This is a genomic window from Sulfitobacter sp. BSw21498 (assembly GCF_006064855.1).
In the GTDB taxonomy this organism is placed as follows: Bacteria; Pseudomonadota; Alphaproteobacteria; order Rhodobacterales; family Rhodobacteraceae; genus Sulfitobacter.
Genome location: NZ_CP040754.1, coordinates 17164 through 40453 on the forward strand (window position 1 = coordinate 17164; position 23290 = coordinate 40453).

At 55.2% G+C, this 23290-nt stretch carries 22 protein-coding genes; 13 read left to right on the forward strand and 9 right to left on the reverse strand.

The genetic code is table 11. The annotated features are described in order from the left end of the window. Positions 1 to 113 precede the first annotated feature (113 nt). The 3 genes from repB to E5180_RS15035 form a co-directional block, all read right to left on the reverse strand. Entirely contained in the window at positions 114 to 1082 is a 969-nt protein-coding gene (repB, locus tag E5180_RS15025) for a plasmid partitioning protein RepB (RefSeq protein ID WP_254700586.1), read from the reverse strand. Beyond that, positions 1082 to 2281, reverse strand: coding sequence for a plasmid partitioning protein RepA (gene repA, locus E5180_RS15030; RefSeq protein ID WP_138925262.1), 1200 nt, complete (start codon positions 2279 to 2281; stop codon positions 1082 to 1084). Before repA ends, repB begins: the two co-directional genes overlap by 1 nt. 597 nt (positions 2282 to 2878) lie before the next feature. Continuing rightward, positions 2879 to 3988 (reverse strand): tyrosine-type recombinase/integrase, encoded by a 1110-nt coding sequence (locus E5180_RS15035; protein WP_171048987.1) that lies wholly within the window; start codon positions 3986 to 3988, stop codon positions 2879 to 2881. A 113-nt stretch (positions 3989 to 4101) separates the two neighbouring features. Between E5180_RS15035 and E5180_RS15040 the strand changes: the two genes are divergently transcribed. From E5180_RS15040 to E5180_RS15080, 9 genes are all read left to right on the forward strand, one after another. After that, positions 4102 to 5064, forward strand: coding sequence for a DUF1403 family protein (locus tag E5180_RS15040; RefSeq protein WP_138925264.1), 963 nt, complete (start codon positions 4102 to 4104; stop codon positions 5062 to 5064). 11 nt (positions 5065 to 5075) lie between these two features. Then, on the forward strand, positions 5076 to 5720 hold the full coding sequence (gene scpB, locus E5180_RS15045) for an SMC-Scp complex subunit ScpB (protein ID WP_138925358.1): 645 nt from the start codon (positions 5076 to 5078) through the stop codon (positions 5718 to 5720). An 84-nt stretch (positions 5721 to 5804) separates the two neighbouring features. Continuing rightward, a complete protein-coding gene (locus E5180_RS15050; protein WP_138925265.1) occupies positions 5805 to 7031 on the forward strand; it encodes an ATP-binding protein in 1227 nt (408 codons plus the stop codon). Further along, complete coding sequence (locus tag E5180_RS15055; protein WP_138925266.1) at positions 7028 to 7933, forward strand: restriction endonuclease; 906 nt, start codon at positions 7028 to 7030, stop codon at positions 7931 to 7933. Before E5180_RS15050 ends, E5180_RS15055 begins: the two co-directional genes overlap by 4 nt. A 124-nt stretch (positions 7934 to 8057) precedes the next feature. Further along, positions 8058 to 9986 carry a Qat anti-phage system ATPase QatA gene (gene qatA / locus E5180_RS15060; protein WP_138925267.1) on the forward strand — a complete coding sequence of 643 codons (1929 nt, stop codon included), beginning with the start codon at positions 8058 to 8060 and terminating at the stop codon, positions 9984 to 9986. Then, on the forward strand, positions 9986 to 10852 hold the full coding sequence (qatB, locus tag E5180_RS15065; protein WP_138925268.1) for a Qat anti-phage system associated protein QatB: 867 nt from the start codon (positions 9986 to 9988) through the stop codon (positions 10850 to 10852). Before qatA ends, qatB begins: the two co-directional genes overlap by 1 nt. After that, on the forward strand, positions 10849 to 12189 hold the full coding sequence (qatC, locus tag E5180_RS15070; protein ID WP_138925269.1) for a Qat anti-phage system QueC-like protein QatC: 1341 nt from the start codon (positions 10849 to 10851) through the stop codon (positions 12187 to 12189). Before qatB ends, qatC begins: the two co-directional genes overlap by 4 nt. Then, the gene (gene qatD / locus E5180_RS15075) at positions 12182 to 12940 is read left to right on the forward strand and encodes a Qat anti-phage system TatD family nuclease QatD (protein WP_138925270.1); all 759 of its coding nucleotides are present in this window, start codon (positions 12182 to 12184) and stop codon (positions 12938 to 12940) included. Before qatC ends, qatD begins: the two co-directional genes overlap by 8 nt. A gap of 101 nt (positions 12941 to 13041) precedes the next feature. Continuing rightward, positions 13042 to 14598: an LA2681 family HEPN domain-containing protein gene (locus E5180_RS15080; RefSeq protein ID WP_138925271.1), complete on the forward strand. Its 1557-nt coding sequence runs from the start codon at positions 13042 to 13044 to the stop codon at positions 14596 to 14598. A gap of 110 nt (positions 14599 to 14708) precedes the next feature. Here the strand turns inward: E5180_RS15080 and E5180_RS15085 are convergent, their stop codons facing one another. The 6 genes from E5180_RS15085 to E5180_RS15115 all read right to left on the reverse strand — a co-directional run bounded on the left by E5180_RS15085 (position 14709) and on the right by E5180_RS15115 (position 19583). After that, entirely contained in the window at positions 14709 to 15296 is a 588-nt protein-coding gene (locus E5180_RS15085; RefSeq protein ID WP_138925272.1) for a hypothetical protein, read from the reverse strand. A 231-nt stretch (positions 15297 to 15527) separates the two neighbouring features. Next, on the reverse strand, positions 15528 to 16103 hold the full coding sequence (locus tag E5180_RS15090) for an ImmA/IrrE family metallo-endopeptidase (protein ID WP_138925273.1): 576 nt from the start codon (positions 16101 to 16103) through the stop codon (positions 15528 to 15530). After that, positions 16087 to 16458 (reverse strand): helix-turn-helix domain-containing protein, encoded by a 372-nt coding sequence (locus E5180_RS15095; RefSeq protein WP_138925274.1) that lies wholly within the window; start codon positions 16456 to 16458, stop codon positions 16087 to 16089. The genes E5180_RS15090 and E5180_RS15095 overlap by 17 nt, the downstream gene beginning before the upstream one ends. 745 nt (positions 16459 to 17203) lie before the next feature. After that, a complete protein-coding gene (locus E5180_RS15105) occupies positions 17204 to 18130 on the reverse strand; it encodes a tyrosine-type recombinase/integrase (RefSeq protein ID WP_138925276.1) in 927 nt (308 codons plus the stop codon). Between the two features lie 172 nt (positions 18131 to 18302). After that, complete coding sequence (locus E5180_RS15110; RefSeq protein ID WP_441351455.1) at positions 18303 to 19058, reverse strand: hypothetical protein; 756 nt, start codon at positions 19056 to 19058, stop codon at positions 18303 to 18305. Between the two features lie 201 nt (positions 19059 to 19259). After that, positions 19260 to 19583 carry a winged helix-turn-helix transcriptional regulator gene (locus E5180_RS15115; RefSeq protein WP_138925360.1) on the reverse strand — a complete coding sequence of 108 codons (324 nt, stop codon included), beginning with the start codon at positions 19581 to 19583 and terminating at the stop codon, positions 19260 to 19262. Between the two features lie 184 nt (positions 19584 to 19767). On the opposite strand from E5180_RS15115, the gene E5180_RS15120 reads away from it, so the two are divergent. Genes E5180_RS15120 through E5180_RS15135 form a run of 4 tightly spaced genes read left to right on the forward strand, consistent with a single transcriptional unit; the run spans position 19768 to position 23273 of the window. Beyond that, positions 19768 to 20580: a DODA-type extradiol aromatic ring-opening family dioxygenase gene (locus E5180_RS15120; protein WP_138925277.1), complete on the forward strand. Its 813-nt coding sequence runs from the start codon at positions 19768 to 19770 to the stop codon at positions 20578 to 20580. A gap of 55 nt (positions 20581 to 20635) precedes the next feature. Next, positions 20636 to 21535 carry an NAD(P)H-binding protein gene (locus E5180_RS15125; RefSeq protein WP_138925278.1) on the forward strand — a complete coding sequence of 300 codons (900 nt, stop codon included), beginning with the start codon at positions 20636 to 20638 and terminating at the stop codon, positions 21533 to 21535. A gap of 10 nt (positions 21536 to 21545) precedes the next feature. Then, a complete protein-coding gene (locus tag E5180_RS15130; protein WP_171048988.1) occupies positions 21546 to 22181 on the forward strand; it encodes a glutathione S-transferase family protein in 636 nt (211 codons plus the stop codon). A 60-nt stretch (positions 22182 to 22241) separates the two neighbouring features. Continuing rightward, positions 22242 to 23273: an Atu2307/SP_0267 family LLM class monooxygenase gene (locus E5180_RS15135; RefSeq protein ID WP_138925280.1), complete on the forward strand. Its 1032-nt coding sequence runs from the start codon at positions 22242 to 22244 to the stop codon at positions 23271 to 23273. Positions 23274 to 23290: the final 17 nt, after the last annotated feature.

Consider the following 23290-nt stretch of genomic DNA (forward strand, 5'->3'; position numbering starts at 1 on the left):
ACATCAAAGGTGCAAAACTACTGATGAGGGCTCTCCGAGGGAAACTTTGGGGGGCTCTTTTCTTTCTGGTCTTCGTATTTCTCCTCTGCTCGTGTTTCTAATTTTGACTGGGATCAGGATCCCGAGTCTCTCTCACTCTGCCACTGGTCGAAAAGCTGCAGAAGCGTTGCCTCTGCACGATCTTCTAGCCACTGGCCGAATTCCGGGTTGTCCTTGCGGGCGATTTTGATAGCAATCGCTTTGCCATCAACTGCAAGCGTCGCTAGAGGACTGCCGTTCTCATCTTTTACGACGGTCGTCAGGCCCTTAGGGGCTAGCCTCACAGCGGGTTTTATCTTTTTAGCGCAGGCAGCGTACACCGCTTGAAACTTCTCTGAGCTTGGTGTCTCGATGGGCAGTTCGCCAAGCGTTTCCTTTGCGATATCAATAAGTTGTACTCGCTTGGCAAGAGCGGCCAACTCCCCCCACTGTCGCCTGCCAACACCATGAGCAGGTCCGATTATTCGTACAAGCTCTTCAGGTAATTGCTCAATGACTACGCGATGGTTCGATACGCCTTGTCGCGTCAGCCCCAACGCGTCCTGGATAATGCTGGGTTTGTATCCGGCCTCGTGCATCTCTTTGATAAAAAGAGATTTTTCGATAAAGGAAGGGTCGAGCCGAAGGTTGTTCTCTTGGCCTTGTGCGATCAATGAGGCATCGTCGTCCAGCGTACGGACAATTGCCTTCACTGATCCGCCTATTTTTCGAATTGCCGCAAGTCTACGTCGACCATAAACGATGCGGTAGCGATCATGCTGGTCCGAGGGACGGACCATGATTGGTACCTGCTGACCATGCTTTCGTATGCTCTCGGCGAGTTCGTCAATGCTGCTGTCTTCCAAAATCAATCGGTCGCGCAGTCCGTCCATATCGATCTGATCAGGCTCTATGTCGCGAATAGAATTGGCTGTGATCTCGCGGAGGGAGTCACGAAGCCCACCGACAGAACCGGGTAGCTTTGTAGATCTCGCCGGGGCAGGGGAGGGGGATGCGACTTTGTTGTCATCTGCTGGGGGTTGGTTGAAAATGTTGCGTGCCATTAGCGGCGCCCCCATGCCAGCTGAATTGTCTGCTCAAGCTCATCGGCAACGCTGTCTATACTGGATAGCGCACGATCAATGGTTTTGCGAATGAACTGACCGGGGTCCACTTCATAGACAGTCTGTTGGGTCATTCCTGCATCTGATACTGCAGTCGACTTTAACATCGGTTCTGTCATGACTTGCCCAGCAAGAATTGACCTCAAATATCCGGCCATTTGGGTTTGGGGTCCGTCCGAGGGCTCATACCGCGTGATAAGGAACTTGACGAAATCCCAAGTGACTTTTCGTCCAATAGCTTCTTCGACGGCCTTGATAGTCTCTGACGCGAGTTTGAGGAACTGACTCATGGATGCAATGTCAAGCATACCTGGGACAACAGTGACGAGCAGGCCAGTCGATGCGGCTAAGGCTGTCAAAGTGAGAAATCCCAATTGCGGAGGGCAATCGATTAATACGATGTCGTAGTCTGCTTCCACTTCCTCTAGGGCTGCAGAAAGGCGTTCTGCAAAAATTGGTTGTACTCGCCGAGCGAGTGCGTTCGCTGTTTCGGTTTCGTACTCAGAAAGCATTAGACCCGCTGGAACCATGTCTAGCTTGTGGAAATAAGTCTTCTGAATGACTTGGCTGAGGGGGATCTGATCTTCATAACGCAAAGCGTCGTATATCGTGCCGCCTTCAGCAAATTCGAGCTCTGGCCGAAAGCCAAAAAACGTTGTTAGACTAGCTTGTGGATCCAGATCTAGTACGAGCACGCGGTAGCCGCGTAAGGCATAGCGCTGTGCAAGATGGATTGTAGCGGTTGTCTTGGACGATCCACCTTTGAAATTTACGACTGATATTACCTGTAGGCGGTCGCCTTTGCGGCGGCCGGGCAGGTAAGAATCGGCATTTTTGCCAGTTCGAGCTAAGATATTTCGCAGGTCATCGACCTCTTCGGCCGTATAGAACCTGTGACCGCGACCATCAGTGAAGACTTCCGGAAAGCTACCGTCTTTATGGCGATTACGCAGATTGGATGTGCTGACGCGAAGCAAACCAGCAACTTCGGTTGAGCTGAAGCGCCTGAGGAATTTTCGCTCTTCGGGCTCGAAAGCTATCTTCATCTGCCGGTCAAGAGACTCAGCAAGATTGTCTGCAAAGGCTCCGATATCAGAAGAACCTATACCTTGTGCATAACCTGTGTTTTGTTCATTCATCTACTGCCGCCTGTCATGGCCTTTATTAAGGCTCTTCGCTCTTCTGACGACCCAAGGTGCGTCTGACGCGCTTTGTCGTCAAAATGGGAATGCCATGAATGAGTGAGTCCGGCAAGAAAAATCTATATGTAGTGCAATAGTTATCCACAGCACCAATCAGGTCCGCGCATGAGGATGGCTACAATATACTGATAAATATGTATATTTCTATTTTTAGCTCGAGTTTCTCGTGGAAAACGCAACTCTTCAGATTGGCGACGGTTGGGACTAGTGATTTTTTTCTTCAGCTATGATTCTTCGATATTTTTGTATGACGAATGTCAAATTGTTGTCGGAAATATCCCTTAACGGGTGTCAACGGTACTTGACGATGAGACCAAATTCTAACTTTCGTGCACTTCAAGTGCGAGAAGGTTAGAATTTTCTCGCTGGATCGTAAAAAAACGTCCATGAAGTTGGATTGACCAAATGATACACGAGAGCACACCTATTGCGCAAAAGGAGGCTCCTAATGCACAAATGGTGTGGCCTCCAATAGTCGAATGGTGGGTTCCCAAATTCGAACCAAATCTTTCATTTTGAGCGGCTAGTTCCTAGCTAAAGCCCTGCCGCCTTGGTCAGGTTCACGCGGAACCGATCCCGTCGACGTTGATATCGGCGGGTCATCTCTGCGGAAGCGTGGCCCAGTTGTTTTTGGACGTAGCGTTCGTCGACTTCGGCGGAGCTGGCGAGGCCCGCCCGCAGGGAATGCCCAGAGAACAGGGCGAGGCGTTCCTTTTCTGGCAGCTCGCTTCGGAGTCCAGCGTCCAACACGGTTTGCTTGATCAGGCGCGCAACGTGCTTATCGCTTAGCCGTGCCTTAAGCGCATTCTTTCCATCCCGTGTAGCGCGGACAAACACTGGGCCGAAATCGATCTTGGCGAAGTGTAGCCATTGTTCGAGTGCGTGCACCGGGCAAGTCTGGCTAGACGATCCGCGGCCGATCTCGACCTCACGCCAGCCGGTCTTGGCGTTCAGCGTGAGCAGGGCACCATCCTCGAGGATCTCGATCCAGCCACCACTGTCGGGTGTGTCGTCCTTACCAACATCTAGGCTAACGATTTCAGAACGACGGAGACCTCCTGCGTATCCAATAAGCAGAATGGCCCGATCACGTAGGTCTCTCAGCCCAAATCCAAGGGTCTCAATCATATCAAGGATGTCCTCGGCAAGGATGGCCTCTTTCTGTACCGAAGGACGGGCGTGCTTGCGTTTGATCCCGGCCAGCACCGTGGCGATGTGACGGTTCTTACGATCGAGGTTGAAGCCACGCTGTGTGTAGTTCCAACTGAGACCTGAGAGCCGACGATCTATAGTTGAAACCGAAAGGGCAGGGGCTTTGCCAGTAGGCGCAGCCAGATCTGCAAGATAAAGCCCGATCATTTCGGGCGAGGGGGGCAGGGGGTCTATGCCCTTCATCCGGCACCAGCGAGAGAAGTGTGCCCAATCCTTCGTGTAGGCCTTTAGCGTGTTCTCAGATGCAGCGTGCTTCGCATAGTCGCGGGCAGTCTCAACCAGCCGATCGAGTGTGCCAGAACCAGCCACAAAGGTGGGGAGGCTTAGAGCCTCATCGGAAGAAGGATAACTTTCGTTGTCCTCGTTGGGGCAGGGCGCGTTTGCTGGACTTGAGGGCGATTTCTCGTTGCTTTTTGACATGTCGCAGAGCATATCTTTCTATGTCCGATAATACAAACTTATTGGACATAACTGGGAGCAGCAGGGTGGGGCGGTTTGTGCCGTATATTGTAGACGAAAGCGCCGCCGTGCGATAGTGTTGTGGCATGACATATCAGCCTGCCGCTATTCAAGACGACCTGAACACCCTACCCAAGCTGCCCGCCTGGGTCACCTCTCAGCGTGCAGAAACCCTTGAAACTGTGACCTTTCGGTCGGGGGCGGCGCTGACCGTGCTCGACGCTTTGGTCACTAATCCGACCCACGGGGTGCCCGTGAAGCTGCTGGCCAACCGGCTGGCACTGACCGCCGCGACCGCCACCTCGAAACTCGAGGGCCGACTGGCGCGGGAGGCGGATATTCGCGATGCCTATCATCTAACGCCGCCAGGCGAGGCGCGGGGTCCCGACGGCGATCTCTTGGCCTTCTGGCGCGACGCAGTGCGGTTCCGACTGAACGACCGAGAATGGCAAGCCGGGCTTGGGAGCCTCATCGGACCTGACGCTGAGACTGACGTGCACATTTGGCTCAACGCGAGTATTGCTCGCGCGAGGACGCATGGGCCGTTGGCTGGGTGTGTTGCGGTACTGGGGGCGGTCCTCGAAGCGGATGACCGGGCCGAGCGGATTGCCTGCCTGCTCAGTGATGTGGTTCTGGCACGCATCTTGAATTGGCCATCTCTTCTTCCGATCACGGCGCAGCATCTCACCAAGGCACTGTTGCGGGACTTGGTCGCAGACGGGCAGGGGGGTGAGTTGAACGTTCAGCAGCGCCTCGTCGAGTCCATCGAAGACACGATCCGGATCGCGTGCGACTGTTCATCGAGAGCGGTTGCTCTTCAGTCTGTGGCCCCGAAGTTGCGCGCCAAGGGATCGGAGGCGGCGGTCGATCTGTTCCTGTCTGAGGATGCCGTCGCCCCGGCGTCGATGCTGTCACCGATGATCCAAGGCACGACCACGCGCATGACGGATCGAGCGGCGCGGCGGTTTTGTGATCGGCTAGTGGAGCTGGGCATTGCCCGCGAGTTGACCGGGCGGTCAACGTTCCGGCTCTATGGGATCGTACCATGACCCGCACCGCCATGAACGTTGCGGCCAAACGAAAGCCTGTGAAAGGGCAGGGGCGCACGAAAGACGAAGACTTGTTTGACCGGGAACTTGCAGACCTGCCGCAAGAGCTGCGCTGGCGTGAATGGATGGGCCGGATCGAAGCCGTGTTGTTTGCCAGTGCGTCGCCAGTTGGTCGCGACGACCTGGCGCGCGTGGTGGGGCAGGGGGCCTCGGTTGAGATGCTGATTGCTGATATCCGGGCGGAACTGGTGGGCCGACCCTATGAGCTGGCCGAAGGTCCCGGCGGGTGGATGTTCCGCACGAAGACGCAGTTTGCGGATGCGATCAAAGCCGCTGCCGACCTTGGTGATCAATCCCTCGCGTTCACCGAGACCGAGATGGGGGTGCTTTGCGCCATTGCCTATCACCAACCGATCGACCGGGCTGGGCTCAAAGACATTTTTGGCAAAGACGTCAGCCGCGATCTGCTGGCGCGGTTGCGGTTCAAGGATCTGATCGCCAGCGGTCCGAGAGCACCGCGACCCGGCGCGCCGCATACCTTTGTGACGACGGAGACGTTTCTGACAGCGTTCGATTTGCAGACACTGCGGGACTTGCCAGAGTTGGAGTTGGCTGTTGGAAATGCAAGTAAGGAGACCGAGGCAACGCAGAATTGAAGATCTTCGCTTTCAATTGGTCGGATCTTGACTTTCAATTGGTCGGGTGAGTACTTTCAATTAGTCGGAAGGAATCGCACGACAATGTACCCAAGATTTGCCAAGGCTAGAGTGGAAGAAGCGCTGTCCGACACCCGCGTGGTTCTCATCTCGGGGCCGCGTCAGTCCGGCAAGACGACACTCGCAAACGAAATTGCGTCGGACAAAACACCCTTCCTGACATTGGACGATGCCAACGTATTGCGATCGGCGATTGATGATCCGGTCGGTTTCGTCCGCGGATTGGACCGCGCTGTGATCGATGAGATTCAACGCGCGCCCGATCTTCTGTTGGCAATCAAGAATCTGGTCGATGACGATCAGACACCGGGAAGGTTCCTCCTAACGGGTTCGGCCAACCTCATGACCATTCCAAAAGTGGCGGATTCCCTTGCCGGTCGCATGGAGGTCGTTCGGTTACTGCCTCTCTCACAGGCAGAAATTCTGGGTACGAAATCAGAGTTCATTGATCGGGCCTTTGCCCGAGAGAAACCGACTGCCGGCCAGATGATCGTCGGAGACGACCTCATTGAAAGCGTCCTTTCAGGCGGGTATCCCGAAGCGCTCGGTCGGGCGCGATGGTCGCGGAAGCAGGATTGGTATCACGCCTACCTCGATGCGATCGTCCAACGTGACGTCCGAGACGTCGCACAGATCGAACAACTTGCCGTCATGCCAAAATTGATGTCCGTACTTGCCGAACACTCAGGCCAGTTAGTCAACTACACCGGGATCGGTGCGGGCCTCGACCTCAACCATGTCACCACACAAAAATATGTAAATGTCTTCGAAAGCCTTTACCTTGTTCATACGCTCCAGCCCTGGTTTACAAACCGCCTGAAACGTCTAACCAAGTCGCCCAAACTACATTTTCTCGATGCGGGCCTCCTAGCCGCGATGCGAGATGTTTCGCCGGACGTGGTTCGCAGGGACAAGACGAGCTTCGGGGCGATCCTAGAGACCTTCGTGTTCGGCGAACTGCGAAAGATCGCCACTTGGAGCGAACAGAGGTGCACGTTCTCGCACTTCCGGGACAAGGACAAGAACGAGGTTGATATCGTGTTGGAGAACCGCCGCGGCGAGGTGGTCGGGATCGAAGTAAAATCATCTGCCACCGTTTCGACCGCCGATTTTTCCGGAATGCGCAAACTGGCGGACGCCTGCGGCAAAAAGTTCGTCCAAGGCATGGTGCTCTACGATCACGATAAGGTCGTCCCCTTCGGCGAAAACATGTTCGCAGCCCCGCTGTCATGTCTGTGGGGACGCTCATGAATCTCGTCGAGGAACAATGCGTCGAGGATCTGGCGGACCTGCTTTACGGCTTATTGCCCGGGAGCGGAAACTCTCGGACCGCATTTCCATTGGCGGCTGCAAAGGTCCAATGTGAAGACCTGTGGGTCGGTGGTAGCAAGCGCCCCGCGATCGTCCAGATGTTATCATCAACCCTCGGGCAGAGGCGACACAAATTTAGCCCATTGATGCTGATGATCGTACGGCAATCAATGACCTGGCGCAGGGGCAAAGGAGAGCCGCTGACCCGTGCAGAGGTAGTCGCGTTGAACGCGCTTCTCTTGCGCCTGTCGCTAAAGGTGCCCGAGCTCAACGACCCCGCGTTCCTTGAATCACTGCCAGGAGATGAGTCTGAGCCGGAGACAATTCCAGAAGAAGCGACAACCACGCTGTCAGACGAACTGGCACAGACGTTATCGGCACGATTGATCGGCCTATTTGAACACCCGCCGCAGCGTCGTGGCTATGAGTACGAGCGCTTTCTCACAGAACTTTTTGCCGCTTATGGGCTGACGCCACGAGCACCTTTCAAGCTGACGGGCGAACAGATTGACGGAAGCCTTAAGCTGCATGGGGAGACCTACCTCGTCGAAGCCAAATGGCAGGCTGGCCTTACAGGTCAGGCCGATCTGCTGACCTTCTCCGGCAAGGTCTCGGGCAAGGCGACGTGGGCGCGCGGGCTCTTCATTAGTAATTCGGGGTTTTCTGAAGACGGCCTCAAGGCTTTCAGGACCGGTAGGCGCACGAACATAATCTGTGCCGATGGCCTCGACCTACATCAGATCGTTCATAACCGTCTCTCATTGATCGATGTTCTTGACGAAAAGCTGCGACGGGCGGCCGAAACCAATCACGCGTTCGTTCCGGTCCGAGAGTTACTATGATGAGTTCCGAACCAAAAGGGCGAAGAAGTGCCGGCATACCATTAACTGGGCGGCGGGCGATTAAGGGACAAGCCGCGCGGGGCGACAATTTTGAAATGACGATATACTGTGGAAACCAACTTTCATGATTATTCCAGATAACGAGACCGCCGTCGACCTGATCTACTCTGAGGCCGTCTCCGCGACGGTCGCCAAAGTGATCAGAGACTCGGGGACCGAACCTCTCACAGTCGGCGTCCATGGGGATTGGGGCGCGGGAAAGTCGAGCGTTTTGCTCATGCTCGAGGACGCGTTCTCGAATGATGATCGCACTTCGGTCATTCGGTTCAATGGCTGGCTGTTTCAGGGCCTCGAAGACGCCAAAACCGTAGTCATCGAAACGATCGTCGAACAATTGCTACGGGATCGCGCGCTCACGACCAAGCTGAAGGACGCATCAAAGAGGCTGCTGAAGCGCGTTGATCTCATGAAGGTCGCGTCCAAGGCGGGTGGCTTCGCCTTGACCGGGCTCACGGGGATCCCGTCCCCGGACATGCTCGGCGGACTCATGAAACAGGGAAAATCGCTTCTCGCAGGAGGCGCAAGTCTGACGGTTGGCGACATGACGGGCTACGTCAAAGAAGTCACAGACTGCCTCAACGACCCTGATGCCGAAACATTACCTGCCCACATTCATGCGTTCAGGTCGGAATTCGAGGAGTTGCTCGCGGCGGCAGATATAGATCGCCTCGTTGTTGTCGTGGATGATCTTGACAGATGCCTTCCCGCGACCGCAATAGAGACGCTTGAGGCGATACGCCTTTTCCTGTTCGTGCCCGGAGCGGCATTTGTCATCGCCGCCGACGAGGGGATGATCGAATACGCCGTTAGGTCTCATTTTCCGGACTTGCCTCTGTCGTCTGGCCCGTCGACCTACGCTCGAAATTATCTCGAAAAGCTCATTCAGGTCCCGTTCCGTTTGCCGCCGTTGGGATACGTCGAGACCAAGATATATTTGACCCTCCTTGTGGCTGGGAGCTCCCTCGATACCGGTTCGGTCCAATTCAAGACGTTGCTAGAACTCGGTCGTGAAGCGTTGAGGCGCCCTTGGGACGGGAACGGGTTGAGCCGGGGCGCGATCGAAGAGCGGCTCGGCACGGTCTCCGCGGAGCTGGAGAACGCGCTTATTTTGGCAGATCAACTCGCGTTGCCACTGGCCGAAGGGGCTCAAGGTAATCCCAGACAGATCAAGAGGTTTTTGAACACACTCAATCTCCGCCTCGCTATCGCAGACGCACGTGGGATCGGAGAAGATGTAAATCCCGCTGTCCTTGCCAAACTGATGCTCGCAGAACGCTTTAAGGCAGATTTCTTCGAGCGTCTGGAGGCAGAGGCCGCTGTCAGCGGTTCCTCGAAGACAGTCGCAGACCTCGAAGAAATCTTACGCAAGGAACCTGAGGAGTCTGACAAAGCCAAGAAGCCGGCGTCGGCCAAGAGCCGGGATCGGACCGAAAAAACAACTGACGACGACCTTCTTGCGAGTGAATGGGTCAGACGATGGGCTCTGGTTGCTCCAGCGCTAGCGGATGAGGATTTGCGTCCTTATTTGTTCGTGTCTCGTGATCGCAAGGCGTTGTTCACCGCAGGCTCAAATCTGGCGTTGAAAGAGGACTGGATCGAGAAACTTTGCGGCAGCACCCTTGGCGCACGCGCTGCGGCTGTTGAAATCGCAAAACTCACACCGGGAGAGATCGAGCAAATTTTCGACGTGGTCGCCGCAAGGATCAGGGCTGCGACGGATCTAAAGAAGCGACCCGATGGTATTGAGGGCCTAATGGAGCTTTGCAAGATATCTGCCAATCTCCAAACCCCGACGGTTCGCCTCCTCGCCGACCTGCCAAGCGGTCAGCTGGGGCCTTGGGCGGCAACCGGTTGGGAAAAAATCTTCACCGGTGCGGAGGCCAATCGCGAATTTACCAAGATCAAAGAGGCCTGGGCCAAACTTGACGAAAATAAACCACTGCAACTAGCAGCAGGTGGTGGACGAAGTTTCCGTGGCAAGGGGGCAAGATAATGGGAACGTCGAGTTCATATGGTGGCCCATCATCCGGCCTTGTCCCAGACTGGGTCGATGGTGTCGATTCGGGTATGGGGGGAGACGCGACCGATCAAGACGGAGGCGGCGGTTCTGACACCGAAAATCCTACACCGACCGACGGCGATGACGCTGGCACGCCACAGACGTTGCCCGCTGTAGCGCCTCCCGGCGGCAAGTTCGCCTATCCTCGGGGACAGTTCACCCGATTTACCAATGGGGGCGGGAACAAGTCTCTCGGACGCGCACTAAAGGGTTACGTCAGCGCCGCGGGGGGCGGTGCCGGGGCCACGCGGCGAATGCCGCACTCAACTCGGGTAGCATCCGGTGTCGCCGGGCTCGCGAGCGCGGTCGCGACTGACGGTGCCGAGGCGGCACTAGCCCGATTTAATCTTCAAGACCTCGCAGGCCGTCCCGCCGTAGAGGTCCTCGAGGCCGTGGCGGAGGTCATCTGTCCTGATGGTGGAACGATTGATGAGTCGATCGCTCGCGACGCGATGCTCGAAGCAATCGCAGAGGTTGCAGAAGATGATCCCGGCGCGTTTGATGAGCTATCTACGGATCAACTCGACGAATTCCTATGTGACGTGATCACCCGAAGCATTGTGACAAAGGTTCTCAACGAGATTGGGACGAACGCGTTGCACGGGTCAGCGTCTGATGCCGATTTTCGAGAGGCTGAGCGGATTACCCGAGATTTTACGCAGGGGAGGGTGAGGGATGCGCTCGGGAACAGGTTCGATGCTGGATCACGTCCGACGCAATCCGAAATTGATAGAAGCATTTCTGATGTCTATGCCGATACATTCGACATGCTAGGCGCAGTTCTGGAGACCATGCAATGAGACGTAATATCTTTGTACGCCTAGGCCATCAGGACGACGAACCTGCTCAAGACACCGCTGATATCATCATCGATATGATCGATAGTTTTGGTGATCTCGACAGGGGGTTGGGCCAGCTATTGGAACGACTCTTCAAGTTAGGCGCGACACCGAGCGAAGCTGCGGTCGATTTAATGATCGTCGCGACCGCAGTATATGCGGCCGACACCGGCGTCTCGCGGGAACGGTACGCCGATGACGGCTGGACGCGTATGATTGATCTCAACGTCGCAGTGTCGGAACCAGGCCTCTGGCGGAAACAGCAGGACCATTTATCCAGAATGCTTCAATTCTTGACTGGTGATCATTGGGGTTTCACGTTTCGCGATCGACCAAACGACCTCCAATCCTTCACGAAGCAACCTGAGGAGATGGATCTTACGGACTTTACGCAAGTGAGTCTGTTCTCTGGCGGATTGGACAGCCTCATCGGGGCGATCGACCTCCTGGCTTCGGGACAGCGACCGCTCCTGGTCAGCCACTACTGGGACGGAGAGGCATCAAGTGCGCAACGGCAACTACTCGAAGTATTGAAGGACCGTCACGGCGATGCCTTCGAATCTGTCCGGGCCTATATAGGATTCCGGAAGTCGGACTTTGCAGAGGCCGGGAGCGACAACAACCAAAGGGCGCGATCCTTCCTCTTCTACAGCCTCGCCGTGGTTGCGGCCGACGCGGTCGCCTCTACCAACAAGGTGCTTATCCCCGAAAACGGTTTGATCGCCCTCAATGTGCCTATGGATGCCCATCGGCTCGGATCACTGAGCACGCGCACGGCCCACCCGCATTTCATTCGGTCGATGTCCGAATTGGTAAATGCTCTGGGCGTCGACGTGACATTGGAAAACCCTTATCGATTCAAGACGAAGGGGGAGATGGCCAGACAGTGTTTGGATCGCGACCTGCTTGCCGAGTTGGCACCCGCCTCGATGTCATGTTCCCATCCGGCACAAGTGCGATTTGAGAGCGCACCTCCCCAGCACTGTGGTCGTTGCGTCCCGTGCCTGATCCGTCGCGCGTCGCTCGCTGCTGGGCTCGATGAAGCGGATACAACTACCTATTTTCTCGATGATCTTAAGAAAGGGGTCTTGAACTCGAAATCGGCGGACGGGAAGAACATCAGATCCTTCATGTTTGCTGCCGAAAACCTGCGGAAAAATCCAAGCCGGGCAAGGTTTCTAGTGCAAAAACCTGGGCCGCTGGGCCGCGATGATCTGGACGCTTACGTCGACGTGTATCGCCGGGGCATGAATGAAGTCTCGGAGATCCTTAAGGGTGTTAGGACGAAGCATGTCTGATGAGGATGCGTCCGGTCCCGTCGACTTTCATTGTCATCTCGATCTCTGTCAGGACATGCGGGCGGCATATACGCGCTGTGAGTCCGCTCGGTGCTTCACACTCGCGGTCACCACGACACCGAAAGCGTTTGCCCGGAATAAGAGCATGGCGCGTGATAGTCACTTTGTACGCGCCGCCCTCGGCATACACCCGCAGTTGGTCGCTGAGAGGGCGTCGGAACTCTCCCTCTTCGAAGAGCTCGCGTCCTCGACCAGGTTTATAGGCGAAGTTGGCCTCGATGCCGGCCGCCGGTTCTATCCATCCTTCGAACGCCAGAAGCTGGTGTTCGAAAGCGTGTTGGCGCTGTGTACGAGGCTCGGCGATAAGGTCATTAGTATTCACAGTGTCCGGACTGCCAAACAGGTTCTTGACGTCGTCGAACGGACAGGCGCGTATCGCACCTGTGTCCCGGTGCTTCACTGGTTTAACGCGTCTGAATCAGAGATCAGGCGTGCTCTCGAACTGGGCTGCTATTTTTCTGTCAACGAGCAGATGTTGCAGTCTCCGAGGGGGCGGATCCTGCTTGATACCGTCCCTATCGAACGCGTCCTCACTGAAACGGATGCCCCATTCCAGTCCGATGAGTTTGGCGGCAGATATCCGGGTGACGTCACTGGAGCCATCCGATTGATTGCAGATGCATATGGCGAGGATCACGCGGTGACCTCAGATCGGATCAGACGAACGGCAAAGCAGCTGTTGACCGGTTGATCGCGTTCGGCGTAGGGCATTTTCGCAACCCCAAGGGACAGATGGCATTCAGAAAGTGAACTTTGATAGATGCCGGCCGGAGCAGGAATGGAGGAAGCGGCATGTCTTCTGACAATATCAAACAACTGTACAACTTGCGGGAAAACGATCCTCAAAAAGCGATTGAGCTCGCGCGTGTTCCGGGTCCCGGACCGGGAGAGAGGGAGGCCGCAGCAGTTGTCCTCGTCGATTGCGGTGACGCCGTCGGTGACTTTGCCTCTGTGAGCCAAGGCGTCGAGATCTTTAACGAGCTTGTGGAATCTGGTGGGTCCGATGCGGCTCTCTCTTACAATCTCGCAAATGCCTTGCAAGTACGTGCCCGGCTAGCATATGGGCCCGTATCTCCGATCTCAGGCCAGGCTTTCGAAGACAGTTTTCGGGCAAGAGTTCGGTTCGGAGAGGTGTTGCGCGATGGCATAGCATCTCCGGAGCTAAAATCTCAAGCGCTGACAAATATAGGTATTCTTCTATTGGATACATCTCGTTGGGTCGAAGGCCTGGATTGCTTTCAGCGAGCGCTCGAGGCGCTGCCACGGAACGGTGTCGCAGCATATCAAGAAATGCGGCATTCAATGGGACTGGCCGGGCTCTTTCACCGACAGCACGAGACTTATCAAACCTACTGTCACATTGATACGCTCCTCCAGCGTATACGTCGGCTCTCCGACGTCGTGTTCTCAAACCAGGACGTAATCATCGATTTTTCCGGGAGGGACGTATTGCGAACTGTGATCGACGCCGCGAACGATGCCGCGAAGATCGAGTCTGTCCCTCGAAAGGCGATTGAAAATCGCTATTTCGCATTCATTGACGCGGAGGGATTGGCGCTGTCGCTCTGTTGCAGCGTCGAAGAGTACGAAGCCGGTCGGTTCGATTTGTTGACGATTCCGTCGATAAGGGCAAAGGAGTCGGATGAGCACTGTGTCCCAGAAGTTTTCGCTATGATTAATGTGATGAAATCAGACTACGCGTTCGCGCGGCAAGTTTACTATGACGTCAGAGAGTATGATGTGGAGACGCCATATTTGGAGACGACCTCTCACGCGGACACTTTAGACTACGCCGTCTACGGTGTCCGTTATTCGGCTCTGACGAGTGCGCAACGCATCGCGTTCGACCTACTCGACAAGATCGCCGTCGCCCTGGCGTGCTATCTTGGACTGAAGAAAGCATACAAGTCGAGCTTTGCGGACGTTTGGGGTAGGACTGGAAAGGGCGGAATCTTCCAGCTGCACGATGAGATATCCGCCCATCTAAGAGCTGGTAATCCCGGCTTGATCGCGCTGTTTAACATCTACCATGACATCTCGAAGGATGAGAGCCGCGGAGATGGATTCATGCAGGCCCACAAGAGCTACAGGAACAGCTCGACGCATCGCTTCTCCGTCTTCCATGATGACATGTTTTCCGAAGACACGTCCTCTGCCTCCTTGGCGGTTGATCATACGCATCTAAACAGGTTTGATCGCCTAACCCTCGATTCACTGAAACTCGCACGCGCGGCCCTTTTCTACTTCGTGGATACGATCAACTTTGCCGAGGGCGCGCATCGAGACAGAGAAGGCGCTATAGTCCTCTCTTCGAAAGTTCCCGATCATGACTACATTCGAGGTCGATAGCGGGCTTTAATAGATCGTCGCCAACTGCACGCCGTTGGCATCCACGCCTCCAGGTGGCCCAATCTATTCTCGTACCTTCCAAAACAAGTCGCGATCGCGTGTCCGTCTGGTCATGTACCTTCCGGCAGATCCGGCCAGCGACGAATAACCGCGTCCCTGACTTCAGTCTGCACCGGCTCTGGCGCACGACGAACATACTCCAACGCGACTATGAGATTTTCTACTGGCAGCGTTTCGAGAAAACGTATCGCCGCGTCGACTGAGAAGGGTTCGTCCCGCACATCCGCGAAGTTGCTTGCAAGCGCGGTCCAGATCGCTGCGTCGAACTCTGAATTCTCCAACCACGCACGCACCGTACGAACTGTTTCCGGGTGACGTTCCATCGCACGTTCGCTCACGTCGCCGGACAATAAGTCCGCGAAACCGACGCCGTTAACGTGCAGCATTCCCTCGCGAACTCGAAGATTCTCCTTGGCTGCGCCAAGATCTTTGAAATTGCTTGTCGCGACGAAGGTTGGGCAAAGGGCTCCGTTGCCTTCGTTGATCACCAGGGTCAGACGTGGTGTCGGTCCGTCCTTTCCGGAGATTCGGCTGAATTCGATGGGCACCATCGGTCCGGTGGGCTCAAAAGCGTCAGAAATTTCAAGAGATCTAGGGTCCCATTGAAGGGAGCCCCATGCCAAAATACAGATCTTCATACACGTGCCCTATAAGGAAGTTAGTCGAACGGTTGTGACACAGATCATCGCGGAAACCACGTGGCTTAAGCAAAGAAAAGTACCTCGTACACCGGAGGCATGTGTGAAAGACCACCTTCGGCGCCAGTAACGTTGAGACCAGTGCAATATTGCGGATAGGGATATCATCGGTACTCTTGCTAATTGCCTTGTCTGGATAAGCTTAGACTGAAAATTGAGCAAAACAGGAGGTTACGCGACATTCTTTCGACGCATGTTCTTCGATGCCCGCACCGCGTCAGTTACACCAACTCGATATTGATAAAGTTGCCAGCTAACTTGGTATTCATCCTCAATCTGGGCTCTTGAATACCTATTCATAACCATGAAAACTGTTGCCTTTTTGGGTAACAGAAGTGTCGCACCGAACCACTTGGCCTCTTCTTCAATATTGCGATCAAAGGCGCGCTCGCCGTTCTCTTTGATTGGAACGTCCATGTCGTGTCCTAAGATGACGTGAGCAAGCTCGTGGGCCAAATCTGAATTCTGTCGGCGTGGGTGATTAAAATCGTTGTGATGGATTTCCCTGTAGCTACCGTCAGAGATGATCAACCCCGAGAAGGGATCATCGGGATGGCTGGCCCAGTAATTTGGAATCTCTGGTGGAAGGCAGCTGTTTTTCTTAATCCCAAATATTGGAACGCCCAGATGTTTGGCGAGTTTTCTCGGACACAGGGGCGCATGTGGCTCGAGGTTCAGTTCACCTCGAAACTCTTCGGCGTATCGCTCTGCCTCTGCCTTGAATCCGTGCTTAAACTTGTGCGCCATCCGCCCTACGTTTCCTCATGTCTTCATACAGCGTCTTAATCATCAGTTCCATCGTTTGGGCGTCTTCACCCTTGATGTTCCTGTCGGCCCGCAAGAGTGTTGTGATCTCGGCTAAGGTATCCTTTTGCGATCGTGTCATCGTTTCGGTCCGATAGAATTGGCTCACATCAAGGCTTGACCACGAGGCGAGTGCCGCGAGGCTATCAACGTCGGGGCGTTTCCCTTGTCCCATGCGGGTAAGCGTCGAGGCAGACACCTTGGCTTTTTCTGCAACTTTCTTCCAAGATACCTCCCGGTCGCGTCTGATGGCGTCGAGGGCCGCATAGAATCCTTCAGCATCAAAAAAATTCGACATGTGATCTCCCGTTTCACTGTTGCAATATACCGGGAATCGGATATACAGCAATTGCTACCTAGCAACATAACGTCATCCTAGCAAATGAAAGGAAATCACATGGCTAAAAAAGGAAGTGGCACTCGTGCCCGAAGCACCATATCTGGACGCTTCGTTACGAAAGCTCATGCAAATCGCAGTCCACGTACAACAGTGAATGAAAGAGTTGGTGGTGGATCAACTCACGGTGCAACACGTAGTGCTGTCTCGGGCAAGTTTGTTAGCTCTGGATATGGCGCTCGCAATCCTCGCACAACGATGCGCGACGGATGAAGTTCGAGGCAATGCGTGAACCGAGCGATGGCAAGGCTGAGGCTTCATCTCCTGCAGCTTTGCCATCAAGCCTTTGATTTGATCAGGGCAAGAAATGAGCGGTGAAAGTACAAAAACTAGCGCACCACATTGGCCGAGGCTGCATGCCGGTGAATTGCTGCTAGTTAATTAGGATTTTGACAATTAAGAAGAGTGAGGCAGAGCCCGTGATCAGGCACCTGTGCCATGTTTGGGGGGATGAAGTCGACATTCCTCGTGCGGCAGAAAGCGAACCAAGTTTTCTCACTTTCAAGTCTTGGCTGGATCAAAAGGGATACGGCCACTACCTGAACTTTCGCTCCGTTCGTGGCGCGTCAGCTGACGCCGAGCTCTGGTTTGATGAAGAGTTTAAGCAGCAATGGCGAAACTAGAAAACGACAGAGCGTATCGATATTTACTCAACTAACGCATTTAAGACATTGGCCCTTTCTAGCGCGCGCCGAAGCGCGGTGTTCGAAACCCTTACATAGATTTCGGTGGTCCTGAGGCTAGCATGTCCGAGCAGAGCCTGCACAATGCGGATATCGGAGCCCTCTTCGATCAGCAGTGTCGCAGCTGAATGGCGGAACCGGTGCGGCGTCAGATGCGGCACGATCCCTAAGCGGTGTGACAGCATGCGCAGCCGTTTCCGAAACGTTTGCGACCGGAGCCGGCGGCCCAACGCATTCAGGAAGAGCGGCGATTTCAGGGACCCGTGTTCAGCGCAAAACATGCAGTAGCGTCGGAACGCGTCCTGCAACTCTGCGTTTGGCACAAAGACGATGCGCTCCCTGTTGCCTTTGCCGCGCACAATCATCTGTGCCGCGTCGGTTGAGACATCGCGTATCTTCAGGTTGGTCAGCTCGCTGATCCGCAGACCCGTCACAATCAACAGCTTGATCATCAGGATTGTAACTTTCTGATCTGCGGCGAAAGCCTGGTCAGAAGGCTGCGCCCTGGTCAGCTCAGTTTCCGCGTGCAAGACAGCTTTCAACGTGTCGCGTTCAATCGGGCGCGGCAGGCGCCGCGGGATCCGAACTGAGATGCGGACGTCCACAAACGGAGAGGGCAGGGCGCTGTTCCGATCCGCGCACCAGGCAAAGTACGACTTGAGGGTGACCAGCCGCCGCTCGATGGTTGCGGGCTTGGCCTCTAGATCATCGCGCAGATGACGGTGGTAGGCAAGGATGTCGTCTTTCGACAGCGGATCGGTGAGATGACGCTCCTTGGTGAAGCGCGCGAAGGTGCGCAGATCCTGGGCATAGGCCCGCAGCGTGTGATGTCCGACGCCGCGTTCATCGCGGCAGGCATTGACGAAAGCGGTGTGATCGAGATGGGGCATGTTAGACTCCTGTTGAGGTGTCCAAACAGTTGATCATAGGCGCTTCGTCGTTTCGAAGTCAGCTCTCTTTGGAGTAACGATAATGGCCCGCATTATCGTTACCGACAGACCGCGCGGCTGGCGTTCGATGAGTTTAGATCTTTTAATATTACATAATAAACCTTACGCTCCGTCAGTAATTGACCTGTTCGAAGCCGTAATTTCCTTCGTAATCACGCCAATCAACGAAGACCGATCGATGGTAAATACTCGGACAATTATATCCCCATCGTTCAAGTCCAGTATGTGCCTCGGGTAGAGCTGCTGGAGCAGATCGAGCCCATGAAAAATCACCTTGGGTTCCATAGGTACCGAGGTAAATGGTAGCAGATCGGTTGCAGTCTCCATCGCGGCCGGACTCGTTTTGGCGTGCATATCGGACATCATAAACACGGATTGAGCGTACAAAGTTGAATTCGGGGCCGCTGATGTCGATGTCAGCGCGGTCTTGGACCAACTGGAGCGCAAATCCTTCCGGAAGCAGGTTAGGCTTTGGACCAGCAATATTCAAAACGGCATTTTCAGAAGGCAGAGGTTCAGTTGCTGGCGACAGAAGTGGTCGCGGGCGATCCTGACTAGTGAACATGATATCGTAGAAACGACTTCGATTATCTGACGGGGCATCTGGATCATAGGATGCGCCCATTGGGCACCGCCAAATCTGCAATGGCGGCTCAACGGGCCAAGGCGTGATCCGGCGGATGAATTCAGCGCGTGCACGGGCACATGGAACTGACGCTGGCCAGCCGCCAGAGAGGCACAGCAAAATTGCGCAATCGATCTGATAAGTTTGAGCCTGCACACGATTGGCAAGGCCTACGGACGAACCAACAAGTGCAAGTACGGCGACAATTGAGTATTTTCGAAATCTGCGAAGCATGTGAAGCATCCTATCGAGTAGGGTGCAAGCAGCATGACTCCATTAGTATATTATTGCAACTCCAAATATATTATTGCTAAAATACGCATAATCAATCTTATGTTAAATATAGCGTAGCAAGCTGGATATTAAGCAAATAATATTGGCTCAAATTGGCAGATTTCGCGGTAGCAGATAAAAATTATGTGGACCACCACATCGTTGAATTGATCATTCTGCAGCAACATTACCCGTTTCAAACGCCCCTTCAGATTGCCACCGTTGCGCAATTTCACCTAAGGATTCGAGCACTTGGCGCAGATCGTCACCTCGCTCAGTCAGACCATAGGTAACCGCGGGTGGGATCGTTTGAGTCTGATCGCGCCAGATCACTCCGGCCGCCTGCAACATTCGCAACCGCTCCGTCAGCACACGGGTTGAAATTCCCGGCACTGCCCGTTTCAGCGCCCCAAACCGCTGTGGCCCAACATCGTTTAGGACCCAAAGAATATAAGTTGTCCACGGCCCCATCAGCAGGCGCAAAATGGAGTCCATGGGACATGCGGGCGGTATTTTCTGTTTCATTTTGAGTTTCTCCAAGGGTAGTTACCTTTACGTGCCTACTTCCCTTTAAAAACTAAGGCGCTTTATAATACTAGAGTGAAAAGAAAAACCTAGCAAGCATGGGCGGGCTGGATCGTCAGGCTTCGCTCGCAATAAAGACGAAAGGATGCAGTACATGCCCCGGATGCCGACGATGTTCATTCCACACGGTGGAGGCCCATGTTTCTTCATGGACTGGGACCCGCCAGAAACCTGGAACCGACAGCGCGAGTTCCTTGCGGATTTACCGGCAACATTGCCGGATGCCCCCAAGGCGTTGCTGGTGATTTCAGGCCATTGGGAAGAGCAGCAGTTCACAGTGCAGAAAAACCCGGCCCCGTCGCTGTTGTTCGATTATAACGGGTTTCCACCTCACACCTACGAACTGACTTGGCCCGCGCCTGGCGACCCCGCGCTGTCCGACAGGGTGCAGACGCTTGTCGAGGCGGCCGGGTTCCCCTGCCCCGTTGATGAGGCGCGCGGTTACGATCACGGCGTGTTCATTCCGCTCAAGGTGGCCTTTCCGCAGGCAGACATTCCCTGTGTGCAGCTTAGCCTGCGCAGCGATCTTGACCCAACTGCGCATATTGCGGTCGGGCGGGCACTGGCGCCGTTGCGCGACGAAGGTGTGCTGATCATTGGTTCGGGCAACACCTATCACAACATGCAAAAAATGATGCGTGCGATGCGGGGTGGTGTCACCGATGCCGTGAACGGGCAGGAATTTGACCGCTGGCTAAGCGATACGGCCACCCGCACCGATCCAGCAGAGCGTGATCAAATGCTGGCTCAGTGGGACGCCGCCCCTGGTGCCCGCGATGCCAACCCGCGCGAAGAACATCTGATTCCGCTGCATGTTGTCGCGGGGGCCGCCCTTGCCGACAAAGGCGTGAAAACGCTGGAGGATCACGTGCTCGGAGCAGTCGAAAGCGCGTTTACCTTTGGCTGAATCCCATCAGACGCTTGAACATCCAAATCCAACCCGAAAAATCGAGGAATACCCAATGACAAACATTCAAAACGGCCCTTTCATCGTCACCGGTGCATCCGGCCAGCTTGGCCGACAGGTCATCGACAATCTGATTGCGGCCGGTGCCGGTCCGATCATCGCCGTTTCGCGTTCGCCGGAAAAGCTGGCCGATCTGGCTGACAAGGGCATCGAGGCCCGTAAGGGTGATTTCAACGACCCCGCATCGTTGAGCGCGGCTTTTGCGGGTGGCAAGCGTCTGCTGATCATTTCGACCGACGATCTGGAACCAGGCAAGCGACTGGCAGCGCATAAAAACGCCGTTGCAGCCGCGACGAAGGAAGGGATCACACATATCGTTTATACGTCATTGACAAACCCGGTTGAGGAAAGCCCGATCACGTTCGCCAAAGATCACAGCGACACCGAAGCGCTAATCAAGGACACCAGTGTCGACTATACCATCCTGCGCAACAACCTTTACACCGATCTGGTGCTGATGGGTGGTGGGCAAAGCATTGGAATGGGGCAACACTTCGCCGCTGCTGCTGAGGGGAAAACCGGCTATGTTACTCGCGCCGATTGCGCCCGCGCCGCTGCAGCGGCCCTGATGCAGGAAACCGGTTCAAGCGTTTTGGACATCACCGGCCCCGCGGCGCTTTCCCAAAGCGACATCGCGGCCTTCCTGTCGGAAATCTCGGGCAAGGATATCCCCTATATCCCGATCTCAACCGACGATCTGGTCCAGGCAATGATCGGCGCTGGCTTGCCAGAGTTCATGGCAAAGGTTTTTGCGTCCTTCGACGAGGCGATGGCCAAGGACTATCTGAGTGTTGCAACGGGTGATCTGGAAAAACTGACCGGACAGGCCGGCCAGTCGGCGCGTGATTTCCTGATTGCCAACAAGGCGGCCCTGCTCACCCCACCGGCGCAATAAGGAAACCATGATGAAGCTTTACAACGCCAATTTCTCGCCCAACGCCCTTCGGGTGCGGGCGGTTGCCCTGGAACTGGGGATCGATCTTGAGATCATCGAGGTCGACATACGCGGCGGCGACAACCGCAGCGTGGAATTCCTGTCGATGAATCCCAATGCCAAGGTGCCGGTGCTGGCAGACGGCGATTTCGTGATATGGGAATCCCGTGCCATCAATTCCTATCTGGCAAGCAAGAAACCCGAGCGCGGTCTTTATCCTGACGACCCAAAGGCCCGGGCAACGGTGGATCAGTGGCTTTACTGGCAGACAATTCACCTTGGTCCGGCAATTCAAAAGTTGTCGTTCGAGCGGTTCCTGAAAGCGAAGTTCGGCATGGGAGAGGCGGATCAAAGCGTCATAGACGCCGAGTTGAAGAACGTAGATCAGTTCCTAGCAGTGCTGGAATTCGGCCTTGCGGGCAAGGATTGGATCGCGGGCGATCTTAGCGTTGCGGATTTCGCGCTGGCCTCGACATTCATGTACCGTGTGCAGTCTGATATCTCGCTTGACGATCTCCCGAACGTCGCGGCCTGGATCGAACGGCTTGAGGCGCGCGCTTCGTGGAAGGAGGCGTTTGCACCTGTTCGGGCCCTATTTGGCGTTTAGAATCCACGGAAATATCTGCGGGGGCGAGGTATTCGCCCCCGCCCCAAAGAAGGCCATATCGTGCAAATAGGCATATACACATTCGCAGAGTCGGGCGCCGATCAAGCTGGCAGCGTCAGCCCTTCCCAAAGGCTGCGCAATCTGGTTGAGGAAATCGTGCTGGCCGATCAGGTCGGGCTGGATTGGTTCGGCGTTGGCGAACATCACCGCCCCGACTATGCAGTTTCAAATCCTGCTGTAGCGCTGGCAGCGGCGGCTACACAAACCAAAAACATCCGCCTTTCCAGCGCCGTCACTGTGCTTAGTTCCGATGATCCGATCCGCGTCTTCCAACAGTTTTCGACGCTGGACAACCTGACCCAGGGGCGCGCCGAGATCATGGTCGGGCGCGGTGCCTTTGTTGAATCCTTTCCGCTGTTTGGTCATGCGCTGGATGACTACGACGGCCTTTTTGCTGAAAAACTCCAGCTTTTGATGATGGTGAACGAAGCCGAACACATAAGTTGGCCTGGCACAAAACATTTGCCTGCGGTCGATCATCAGGGCGTCTATCCACGTCCCTATCAGGACAAGCTGCCGATCTGGCTGGGTATCGGGGGAACCCCACAATCGGCGGTGCGGGCCGGCACACTTGGCCTGCCTCTTGCGCTTGGTATAATTGGCGGGGAACCTGTGCGGTTTGCGCCTTTGTTCGATCTTTACCGCTCTGCCGCCACCAAGGCCGGGCACGACCCGGCCATCTTTGAAACCTCACTGAATGTGCATGGGTTTGTGGCCGAAACCAGTCAAGCCGCCCGCGACATTTACAGTGGCCCGCATAACGAGGTCATGACCCGACTTGGCGCAGAACGCGGATGGCCCCCGGCAACCCGTGAACAGTTTGATACCATGAGCGGCCCCAGCGGCGCGTTGTTCGTGGGCGGCCCCGCAGAACTGACCGACAAGATCCTCGCCCATCATGAAATCTTCGGCTTTACACGGATTACCATTCAGATGGCGATCGGGCGGCTCGATCAAAAATCCCTGATGAACGCGATCGAGATCCTGGGAACCCGCGTTGCACCGGACGTCCGCAAGGCTCTGGGGTCCTAACCATATAAACCAGAAAG

What these genes read in the sequence shown, in the direction of transcription:
- repB (WP_254700586.1), bottom strand. Translation starts at nt 1,082, where the DNA reads ATGGCACGCAACATTTTCAACCAACCCCCAGCAGATGACAACAAAGTC.
- E5180_RS15035 (WP_171048987.1), bottom strand. Translation starts at nt 3,988, where the DNA reads ATGCTCTGCGACATGTCAAAAAGCAACGAGAAATCGCCCTCAAGTCCA.
- E5180_RS15105 (WP_138925276.1), bottom strand. Translation starts at nt 18,130, where the DNA reads ATGCCCCATCTCGATCACACCGCTTTCGTCAATGCCTGCCGCGATGAA.
- qatA (WP_138925267.1), top strand. Translation starts at nt 8,058, where the DNA reads ATGATTATTCCAGATAACGAGACCGCCGTCGACCTGATCTACTCTGAG.
- E5180_RS15115 (WP_138925360.1), bottom strand. Translation starts at nt 19,583, where the DNA reads ATGGACTCCATTTTGCGCCTGCTGATGGGGCCGTGGACAACTTATATT.
- E5180_RS15055 (WP_138925266.1), top strand. Translation starts at nt 7,028, where the DNA reads ATGAATCTCGTCGAGGAACAATGCGTCGAGGATCTGGCGGACCTGCTT.
- E5180_RS15080 (WP_138925271.1), top strand. Translation starts at nt 13,042, where the DNA reads ATGTCTTCTGACAATATCAAACAACTGTACAACTTGCGGGAAAACGAT.
- E5180_RS15040 (WP_138925264.1), top strand. Translation starts at nt 4,102, where the DNA reads ATGACATATCAGCCTGCCGCTATTCAAGACGACCTGAACACCCTACCC.
- E5180_RS15085 (WP_138925272.1), bottom strand. Translation starts at nt 15,296, where the DNA reads ATGAAGATCTGTATTTTGGCATGGGGCTCCCTTCAATGGGACCCTAGA.
- E5180_RS15130 (WP_171048988.1), top strand. Translation starts at nt 21,546, where the DNA reads ATGAAGCTTTACAACGCCAATTTCTCGCCCAACGCCCTTCGGGTGCGG.
- qatC (WP_138925269.1), top strand. Translation starts at nt 10,849, where the DNA reads ATGAGACGTAATATCTTTGTACGCCTAGGCCATCAGGACGACGAACCT.
- qatD (WP_138925270.1), top strand. Translation starts at nt 12,182, where the DNA reads ATGTCTGATGAGGATGCGTCCGGTCCCGTCGACTTTCATTGTCATCTC.
- qatB (WP_138925268.1), top strand. Translation starts at nt 9,986, where the DNA reads ATGGGAACGTCGAGTTCATATGGTGGCCCATCATCCGGCCTTGTCCCA.
- scpB (WP_138925358.1), top strand. Translation starts at nt 5,076, where the DNA reads ATGAACGTTGCGGCCAAACGAAAGCCTGTGAAAGGGCAGGGGCGCACG.
- repA (WP_138925262.1), bottom strand. Translation starts at nt 2,281, where the DNA reads ATGAATGAACAAAACACAGGTTATGCACAAGGTATAGGTTCTTCTGAT.
- E5180_RS15125 (WP_138925278.1), top strand. Translation starts at nt 20,636, where the DNA reads ATGACAAACATTCAAAACGGCCCTTTCATCGTCACCGGTGCATCCGGC.
- E5180_RS15095 (WP_138925274.1), bottom strand. Translation starts at nt 16,458, where the DNA reads ATGTCGAATTTTTTTGATGCTGAAGGATTCTATGCGGCCCTCGACGCC.
- E5180_RS15120 (WP_138925277.1), top strand. Translation starts at nt 19,768, where the DNA reads ATGCCCCGGATGCCGACGATGTTCATTCCACACGGTGGAGGCCCATGT.
- E5180_RS15050 (WP_138925265.1), top strand. Translation starts at nt 5,805, where the DNA reads ATGTACCCAAGATTTGCCAAGGCTAGAGTGGAAGAAGCGCTGTCCGAC.
- E5180_RS15110 (WP_441351455.1), bottom strand. Translation starts at nt 19,058, where the DNA reads ATGCTTCACATGCTTCGCAGATTTCGAAAATACTCAATTGTCGCCGTA.
- E5180_RS15090 (WP_138925273.1), bottom strand. Translation starts at nt 16,103, where the DNA reads ATGGCGCACAAGTTTAAGCACGGATTCAAGGCAGAGGCAGAGCGATAC.